The sequence below is a fragment of the Terriglobales bacterium genome (assembly GCA_035624475.1).
Classification (GTDB): domain Bacteria; phylum Acidobacteriota; class Terriglobia; order Terriglobales; family Acidobacteriaceae; genus DASPRL01.
The window spans coordinates 1-8,934 of sequence record DASPRL010000096.1 but is presented as its reverse complement, the minus strand read 5'-3'; the positions used below and the strand labels follow the sequence as shown (position 1 = coordinate 8,934).

The window sequence follows — 8,934 nt, the reverse complement described above, 5'->3', positions numbered from 1 at the left end:
CGGCGTCGATGACGATGACCTTGGAGTCGCCCTGCTGGTCCACTTCCACGCGCGACAGGGCGTTCCAGCGCGCGAAGAGCATCCAGGGGCGGTCGCGGCGCATGCCCTTGGCATAGACGATGTCGATCAGCCGCCCGGAATGGTTGGCCGCGATCAGCAGGCCGAGCAGAGCCGCCAGCGTGAGCGCGGCCTTGCGCCGTCCGCCGCGCTCCGCCCACACCGCCGCCGCCACCGCCATGGCCAGCGCCGCGGAGAGGATGGCATTCGGCCCGCCCACCACATCCAGCAGCGGCACCACCGCCAGGCAAGCCAGCGCCCCGCCCGTCAGATCGGCGCCGTAGAGATGCGAGATGCGCCCGCTCTCCCGCGCGAACAGCGTCGAGAACAGCAGCCCGGTGAAGAAAAAGGGCACCGCCGCCGCCAGGTACAGCACCGTCAGGCGCAGGAAGTTGGCGCGCTCCAGCCCCAGCGAGACGGGCACATGCAGCACGATCTCGAGCACCGCCACGATGGCTAGCGCGTTCAGCCCGCACAGCCAGGCGCCCAGCCGCCGCGTCCTCACGCTTGCTAGGCGCGCGCGCCGCAGGTAAGCGAAGACCCCGCCGGCGCCCAGTCCCAGCAGCGCCACCGAGATGGCCAGGAAGGCGAAGTGATAGAAGAGGACGACCGAGAACAGCCGCGTCAGCGCCAGCTCCAGTAGCAGGCTGGCAAAGCTCACCAGCGCGACCGCGGCCAGGGGAGCGCGATCCACCGTCGTTGCCTCAGGGGGAGCCTCGTAGGGAAGGATGGGCGCGTCGCTCATCGGGGGGATTTATTGATTTGCTGATTTATTCATTTATTGATTTCTCTGCGGTCTCTGCGGTCAGTCTTCCAAGATTACTTGCGCGACCGCGTGCTCGGTGGTGTGCGAGAGGGAGAGCGCGGCGCGCTTCATGCCCAGAAGGGCGGCGTGCTTGGCCGCCTGCCCCGTGAAGATCAGCGTGGGCCGCCCGCCGGGCTCGCGCCCGACCTCGACTTCCTTCCAGGCCACGCCCCGGCGCCAGCCCGTGCCGATGGCCTTCAGCGCCGCTTCCTTGGCGGCGAAGCGCGCGGCGTAGCGCTCCACACGGTTGTGCTTGGACTCGCAGTAGCGGATCTCGTCCTCGGTGAAAACGCGGTGCAGGAAGCGCGCGCCGAAGCGCCGGATGGCGGCGGCGATGCGCGGCACTTCCACGATGTCCACCCCCGATCCGACGATCATCCCGCGATCCTCGCCAGCACGCGCCCCACCAGCTCATCCTGCTCGGGGAAGACGGTGCGCAGGTCGAGCAGCACGCGGCCCTCTTCCACGCGCGCGATGATGGGCGGCTCGGCGGCGCGCAGCCGCGCCGCCAGCGCGTCCGCGCCCAGGCCCGCGCACTCCACCGCCAGCAGAACCGTAGGCAGCGCCGCCCCCGGGGCCGCGCCGCCGCCCACCACCGACTCGCCTTGCACCACGGTGAGCGCGAGCTTCGGGGCCGCGCGCAGCTTCTGCGCCAGCGCCTGCGCCCGCTTCCCGATCTCTTCCGCGCTTAACCGCATCATGCGCAGCGCCGGGATGGCATCGTGGTCCTGCCGCAGGTAGGACGTCAAGGTCACTTCCAGCGCGGCGTAGGTGAGCTTGTCCACGCGCAGCGCCCGGAAGAGGGGATTGGCGCGCAAACGCGCCACCACGTCTTTCTTGCCGCTGAGCAACCCCGCCTGCGGCCCGCCCAGCAGCTTGTCGCCGCTGTAGGTGACCACGTCCACGCCCGCGCGCAGGCTGTCCCACACGCTGGGCTCGCCCGCGAGGCCCAGCGCGCGCGGCTCCACCAGCGCTCCCGAGCCCAAATCCTCCACCAGCGGCAGCTTGTGCTTGTGCGCCAGCTTGACCAGGCCCTCCAGCGGCGGCTGCTCGGTGAAGCCCACGATCTGGAAGTTGGAGCGATGCACGCGCAGCAGCGCCCGGGTCTGCTTGCCGATGGCGCGCGCGTAGTCGGAGAGGCGGGTGCGGTTGGTGGTGCCCACCTCGCGCAGCAGCGCTCCCGAGCGCGCCATGACGTCGGGGATGCGGAAGCTGCCGCCGATCTCCACCAATTCGCCGCGCGAGACGATGACCTCGCCGCCCTCGCCCAGCGTGTTCAGCGCCAGCAGCACGGCGGCGGCGTTGTTGTTCACCACCAGGGTGGAGACGCCGCGCACGCCGTCGCGGTTGAGCAGGCGCGCGAACAGCCGGTCGGCATGCGCGTCGCGCCGGCCGCGCTCCCCCGTTTCCAGGTCGAACTCCAGGTTGGAATAGGCGGTGGCGATGGTGCGCATGCGCTCCAGCGCGTTCTCCGCCAGGGGCGCGCGTCCCAGGTTGGTATGCAGCACCACGCCGGTGGCGTTGATCACCGGACGCAGCGAGAAGCCGAGCGCTTGCCGCAGCCGGCGCTCCACGGCCGGGGCCAGCCCGCCCAGCGCGAGTTCGAGTCGCTCGTCGTCCAGGCGCCCGGCGGCGATCTCCTGGCGCAGGGTGGCAAGCACGCCCCGCGCCGCTTCCGCCACCGCCGCGTGCCCTTCGCGGGCCGCCATGGCGGCGACCTCGGGCGCGCGCAGCAGTTCGTCCACCGCGGGCAGCTTTCTGTAGAGTGCGGACTTGCCTGCCGCCTTGGACGCGCTTTTCACGACCGCTTATTTAATCACACAGAAGGAGTCAGAAGTTCGTAGTTAGGAGTTGGCGAGGCCGTCCCGGGCTGACTCCTGAAGTACAAACTACCAACCCCCATTTCACCCAGCCCCCCTACCAGCGGGGAACTTCTTTTTGATATGCTCCGTACTTCAACCCCAGGTGGAGGTGTCTCATGAGGGGCTTGCTGGCGATTCTGGCAACGTGTTCCCTATTGGCGGTCGCCGCGGCCGCGGAGCCGCAGGCGGGGCCGGGCAAGGCGGAGAGCAGCTTCTCGTCCGGCAGCAGCCTGGCCATGCACCTGGGCGGCGGCGACTACCAGATCCGCGCCGGCTCCGGCGACAGGATCGTGGTGACCTACTCCACCAGGAAAGAAAAGGAGCTCCAGAAGGTGAAGGTCGAGTTCCGCACCCGCGACGGCGCTTCCGAACTCTGGGTCAGCGGGCCGCGCAAGGACCTGCAAGTCACTATCGAAGTCCCGCAGCGCACCAACCTGTGGGTGCGGCTGAGCGCCGGCGACCTGGAGGTCAAGGGCATCGAGGGCAACAAGGACATCGAGAACCACGTGGGCGACGTCAAGCTGGACGTGAGCGACCCCGCCGCCTATGGCCTGGTGGACGCCTCCGTGCACATCGGCGACCTCAACGCTTCGCCCTTCGGCAACCCCAAGGGCTGGCTGGGCGGCAAGCTGCGCACCCAGGGCACCGGACCCTACCGCCTGCACGCGCACGTGGACGTCGGCGACCTGAATCTCTTCGCCAGCAAGGCGGACTGAGGGTCTTGTAGTTAGTAATGAGGAGTCAGGAGTTTGCGCGCGCCGAGAGGTCCTCCCGCCGCTAACTCCTGACTACACACTCCTAACTCCAACTCTCACCCCACCTCCACCAGCCCGTACCTTCGCTGCCAGTGTGCCTTCAAGTGCTGGAAAGCGGTGCGGACCTCCTCCTGCGGGAGCTCCGGGCTGGGCCCGCGCACCAGCGCCGCGGCTTCGCGCTTGGCGGTCTCCAGCAATTCGCGGTCGCGCAGCAGGTTGGCCACGCGGAAGCTGGGCATGCCCGCCTGGCGCGTGCCGAAGAATTCTCCCGGGCCGCGCAATTCGAGGTCCTTCTCCGCGATCTCGAAGCCGTCGGTGGTGCGCACCATGGTGTCGAGCCGCTGCTCGGCCTCGGGCGTGACCTTGCCGCCGGTCATGAGCACGCAGTAACTCCTGGCCGCGCCTCGCCCGATGCGCCCGCGCAACTGGTGCAGTTGCGCCAGCCCGAAGCGCTCGGCGTGCTCCACCACCATCACGCTGGCGTTAGGGACGTCCACCCCCACCTCGATCACCGTGGTCGAAACCAGCACGTCCACCTCGCCGCGCTGAAAGCGGCGCATGGTCGAGTCCTTCTCTTCGGGATCCAGGCGCCCGTGCAGCAGCCCGACGCGCAGGTCGGGGAAGACCTTCTTGCGCAACTGCTCGTACATCTGGATGGCGGCCTTGAGCGACGACGCCTTGGGCTGCTCGAACAGGTCGCCGGCCAGCGGCTGGTCCTGCTTGCGCTCCTCCTTGCTCTCCTCGATCACGGGATAGACGACGAAGGCCTGGCGCCCGGCCGCCACCTGCTGGCGCACGAAGCCCCACACCTCGTCGGCGCGCTCGTCGGAGATGCTCCGCGTGACGATGGGCGTGCGTCCCGGCGGCATCTCGTCGAGCAGGCTGACGTCCAGGTCGCCGTAGAGGGTGAGCGCCAGGGTGCGGGGGATGGGGGTGGCGGTCATCACCAGGGTGTCGGGCTCGGCCGCCTCGGCGCTCTTCTTCATCAGCCGCATGCGCTGCAGGACGCCGAAGCGGTGCTGCTCGTCCACGATCACCAGGCCCAGCTTGCCGAACTCCACCCGCTCCTGGATGAGGGCGTGCGTCCCGATGACCAGGTGCACATTGCCCTGCGCGATGTGGCGGCGGATCTCGCGCTTGCGCTCCGGCTCCAGCGATCCGGTCAGCAGCACGATGCGGTAGCCGGCGTTCTCCAGGATGCGCCGCGCCGAGAGATAGTGCTGGGTGGCCAGGATCTCGGTGGGCGCCATGAGCGCCACCTGGTGGCCGTTCTCGATGGCCAGGATGGCGGCCTCGAAGGCCACGATGGTCTTGCCCGAGCCCACGTCGCCCTGCAGCAGCCGCCGCATGGGTGTGGGGCGCCGCATGTCGTCGGCGATCTCGCGCAGCACCTTTTTCTGTGCCTCGGTGGGATGGAAGGGCAGGATGCGCTTGATGGCCTCGCGCACCCGCTCCGTCACCGGGAAGGCGATGCCGGGCACCGCGCGCAGCTTCTGCCGCTTCAGCTCCAGACCCAGCTCGAGGAAGAAGAGTTCCTCGAAGATCAGCCGGCGATGGGCGGGGGTGCGCGCGGCCTGTAGGTCGTCGAAGGACTCGCCCGGCTCGGGCCAGTGCGCTAGCTGGAAGGCCTGGCGCCGCGGCGCCAGCCCCAGGCGCTGGCGCAGGGCGCGCGGGATGCCGTCGGGCAGGTCGGACGCCACGTTCTCCAGCGCCCCGTGGATCACCCGCCGGAACCAACGCGAGGTCAGCTTGCCTCCCGCCGCCGACTCGTAGATGGGCACGATCCGCCCCACCTCCAGCGACTGGAAGGCGGCGTCCTCCGGGCTTTCTATTTCGCTCAGGACCTCGAACTGCGGCTGGATCATCTGCAGCCGCCCGCGCCCGCGCGTGTCTTCCTCCACTTTGCCGTAGAGCGCCACCGTCTGCCCGGGCTGGAACTTGTCCTTCAGGTAGGTGGCGTTGAACCACAGGCACTTGAGCGTGGTGCGCCCCTGGCCCGCGGTCATCTGGAAGATGGGCATGCGGCGGGTGCGGAACAGCCCTGAGGTGCGCACCTCGGCGATCACGCTGGCGGTCTCGCCTGCACGCAGTTCCTCGATGCCGCGGGGATGCAGCCGGTCTTCGTAGCGGAAGGGCAGGTAGTAGAGCAGGTCTTCGACCGTGGCCACGCCCTTGGCCGCCAACAGCTCGGCGATGCGCGGCCCGATGCCCTTCACGTACTGCACCGGCGTGGCCAGTTCCAGCATGCAGGGCGATAGTACTCGCTCCGCGCAGCCGGCTGCCACCCTCCGCCTGCGCCGCGGTGTCCAATGGAGAGAGGTGCTGCGCAACTTCACCAAGTCGCTGATCGCGGTGCTGGCGGGCAACGCCGTCTACTTCCTGCTGCTGATGCCGCACCTGCCGCCCGCCGCCCGCCACCGCGAATTCGATTTCGACCTGGGCCTGCTGGTGGACTTCTGGGTGTGCCTGGTCTTCTACGGTCTGGTCGAATTGCTGTTCTTCCTGGGCCGCGCCGCCCGCTCCCGCCCCTGAGCCATCCCCTCCTTGGAGTGGTTACGGAGGTGGGGGAGAACTTGGCCTCGGCGCCGCCTTCCGCAGTAGAATCGCCGCAGTCCCCAGGCTTCACCCATGCCCAAGCTCGCCATCCTTTACGACGCCAGCCAGGTGGTGCTGGCGACCTTTGACCTGGACGAGGTCCTGCGGCAGATCCTCACCATCGCCCGCGACTACTTCCATCTGCCCACCGCCGCCATCCTGCTCTACGACGCCAAGGGCGAGCGTTTCTGCGTGCGCAGCCAGGTAGGCTGGGACCCGGGCGCGGAGAAGCTGAGCTTCGTCCTGGGCCAGGGCCTGCAGGGCGCGGCCGCCCGCCTCAAGCGCCCGCTCTACGTCCCTGACGTGGCCCGCGACCCCCGCTACATCGCGACCGCCGCCAGCACGCGTTCCCAGGTGGCCATCCCCCTGATGCTGCGCGACCAGGTGGTGGGCATCCTGGACTGCCAGAGCGACGAGCCCGCGCACTTCGATTCCGAGACCCTCGACCTGCTCACCCTGTTCTCCACCCAGGCCTCCATCGCCCTGCAGAACGCACGCCTGTACTCGCTGGAGCGGCGGCGCGCCCAGCAACTGGAGGCCATCAACGCCATCACCAGCCAGACCACGGCGGTGCTGGACCTGGATGAATTGCTGGCCACCGTCGGACGACTCCTGCTGGAGTCCTTCCACAACTTCGACGAGGTGGCGGTGCTGCTCTGGGAAGAGGACAAGCTGGTGGTGCGCGCCTTCGAAGGCAAGCTCACCCCCATCTTCGAGCGCGGCGCGGTCCTGCCGCCGGGCTTGGGCCTCTCCTGGCAGGCGCTGTCGGCCCGCAAGACCATCGTCGCCAACAACGTTCCCGCCATGGCCGGCTACGTGGCCGGCTTTCAGGAGGCGGTCTCGGAGATCTGCCTGCCCCTGATCTCCTTCGGGCAGACGGTGGGGGTCCTGGTGCTGGAGAGTGCGCGCGCCAACGCCTTCGAGGAGGCCGACGCCCAGCCCCTGGAGTCGGTCGCCGACATCGTGGCCACCGCCATCCAGAACGCCCGCTACTTCGACCGCGTGCGCCAGCTCGCCTTCCTGGACGGGCTCACCGGCATCTTCAATCGCCGCCACTTCGAGCAGCGCATGTCGGAGGAGCTGGGCCGCTCCGACCGCTATCCCTCCGGGTGGTCCATGATCATGATCGACATCGACCACTTCAAGAAACTCAACGACGAGTTCGGCCACCTGCTGGGCGACGAGGTATTGCGCCAGGTCTCCGCTTTGCTGGCCCAGCAGTTGCGCGCCCCCGACGTGGTCTGCCGCTACGGCGGCGAGGAGTTCGCCATCCTGCTGCCGGAGACTACCGGCCAGGGCGCCAGGAACGTGGCCGAGAAGCTGCGCCGGGCCATCGAGAGCTTCCACTTCCCCGGGGTGCCGCGGCCGGTGACGGTGAGCGCCGGCCTGGCCGAGTTTCCCAAGAACGGCAAGACCCGCGACGAGCTGGTCAAGGCTGCCGACGCCGCCCTCTATGTCGCCAAGCAGGGCGGCAGAAACCGCGTCTTCGCCGCCAGCGAGGTCAAGAAGCTGTTTGCCTGAGGCCTGGCCCGTCCTCCTTCCTAATAGCGGTTGCCAAATCCCGTCCCAGACCTGAGAATTAGCGGTTACCCACTCCCCCGAAAGGACATCAGGCCCCATGGGTTCTGCGGTTGCCCCCACCGGTCCCTCGACCCGGAAGGTCCTCGCTCGGGTGGCCTTGGTCGGCGTCGAGGAGCCTATCACCAATATCCTGCGCGACTGCTTCCGCCAGTTCAACATCAGCATCCTGAACCTGGGCGACGACGCCGCGGGGCGCATGCACAAGGAGAAGTTCGAGGGCTGCGTGCTGCGCCTGGACGATTCCGCCATTCCGGTGCTGGAGGCGGCCCGCTCCTCCCCCTCCAACAAGCGCCTGGTGGTTTTCGGCATCTCCAAGGGGACGCAGCAGGCCCTGCGCTACTCCCGCTACGGCATCAATGCCATCTTCGAGGAGCCGGTGGAGCGGCAGTCGGCGCTGCGCACGGTGCGTTCCGCCCACCTGCTGGTGCTGCACGAATTGCGCCGCTACGTCCGCATCCCCATGGTGGTCGAGGTCCAGGTGGAGGCCGAAGGCCGCCGCTACTCTGCTTCCACCCGCGAGATCAGCGCCGGAGGAATGTCTCTGTTCCCGACCGACAAGCTACCCACCACCGGCGTCTACCAGCTCACCTTCACCCTTCCCGACACCCCCAAGACCGTGGTCTATGCCTCCCTGTGCTGGCGCGCCGAGGCTGAGGGCATGGTAGGCATGCGCTTCGATGCCAACGACAACCGCCGCTTCGAGGTGCGCAAGTGGATCGACGATTTTCTGGACATCCACTAACGCTTCTGCGACCCTAATCGCTTCGCCCTCATGCCCAGCCCCACTGTCCAGCTCGAGAAGGTGCGCAAGAGCTACGACCACTTCGTGGCCGTGGACGATCTTTCCTTCCAGATCCTGCCCGGGACCATCTACGGCCTGCTCGGCCCCAACGGCGCCGGCAAGACCAGCAGCCTGCGCATGATGATCGGCATCACCGTGCCCGACGCCGGCCAGGTGCGGCTCTTCGGCGAGCCCTTCCAGCGCGGCCACCTGCGCCGCGTCGGCTACCTCCCCGAGGAGCGCGGCCTCTACAAGAAGATGAAGGTGCTGGAGCAATTGGTCTTCCTGGGCGAGATCCGCGGCTTGAACGCGCGCGACGCCGCGGCGCGCGCCCGCCGCTGGTGTGAGCGCCTGGAACTGGCCGCCTGGATGCCCAAGAAGGTCGAGGAACTCTCCAAGGGCATGCAGCAGAAGGTGCAGTTCATCGCCGCCCTGCTGCACGAGCCCGAACTGATCATGATGGACGAGCCCTTCGCCGGCCTCGACCCGGTCAACGCC

General features: G+C 68.4%; 9 protein-coding genes. 5 read left to right on the top strand and 4 right to left on the bottom strand.

Going from position 1 to position 8,934, the window contains the following annotated elements; genetic code table 11:
• The 3 genes from VEG08_04165 to selA form a co-directional block, all read right to left on the bottom strand.
• Nucleotides 1-802, bottom strand: an 802-nt coding sequence (locus VEG08_04165; GenBank protein ID HXZ27179.1) for a hypothetical protein, incomplete at its 3' end; no start/stop codon positions are given.
• 60 nt (nt 803-862) lie between these two features.
• Nucleotides 863-1,240: a holo-ACP synthase gene (gene acpS, locus VEG08_04160; GenBank protein ID HXZ27178.1), complete on the bottom strand. Its 378-nt coding sequence runs from the start codon at nt 1,238-1,240 to the stop codon at nt 863-865.
• Nucleotides 1,237-2,664 (bottom strand): L-seryl-tRNA(Sec) selenium transferase, encoded by a 1,428-nt coding sequence (selA, locus tag VEG08_04155; protein HXZ27177.1) that lies wholly within the window; start codon nt 2,662-2,664, stop codon nt 1,237-1,239. The genes acpS and selA overlap by 4 nt, the downstream gene beginning before the upstream one ends.
• Before the next feature lie 176 nt (nt 2,665-2,840).
• On the opposite strand from selA, the gene VEG08_04150 reads away from it, so the two are divergent.
• Nucleotides 2,841-3,440, top strand: coding sequence for a hypothetical protein (locus VEG08_04150; GenBank protein ID HXZ27176.1), 600 nt, complete (start codon nt 2,841-2,843; stop codon nt 3,438-3,440).
• A 95-nt stretch (nt 3,441-3,535) separates the two neighbouring features.
• Here VEG08_04150 and recG read toward each other — a convergent pair whose 3' ends face one another.
• A complete protein-coding gene (recG, locus tag VEG08_04145) occupies nt 3,536-5,845 on the bottom strand; it encodes an ATP-dependent DNA helicase RecG (protein HXZ27175.1) in 2,310 nt (769 codons plus the stop codon).
• Here recG and VEG08_04140 point away from each other — a divergent pair.
• The 4 genes from VEG08_04140 to VEG08_04125 form a co-directional block, all read left to right on the top strand.
• Nucleotides 5,799-6,011 (top strand): hypothetical protein, encoded by a 213-nt coding sequence (locus VEG08_04140; GenBank protein ID HXZ27174.1) that lies wholly within the window; start codon nt 5,799-5,801, stop codon nt 6,009-6,011. The genes recG and VEG08_04140 overlap by 47 nt on opposite strands.
• A 96-nt stretch (nt 6,012-6,107) precedes the next feature.
• A complete protein-coding gene (locus VEG08_04135) occupies nt 6,108-7,595 on the top strand; it encodes a diguanylate cyclase (GenBank protein HXZ27173.1) in 1,488 nt (495 codons plus the stop codon).
• 151 nt (nt 7,596-7,746) lie between these two features.
• A complete protein-coding gene (locus tag VEG08_04130) occupies nt 7,747-8,397 on the top strand; it encodes a PilZ domain-containing protein (GenBank protein ID HXZ27172.1) in 651 nt (216 codons plus the stop codon).
• 30 nt (nt 8,398-8,427) lie between these two features.
• The coding region (locus tag VEG08_04125; GenBank protein HXZ27171.1) for an ATP-binding cassette domain-containing protein at nt 8,428-8,934 on the top strand (507 nt) is incomplete at its 3' end.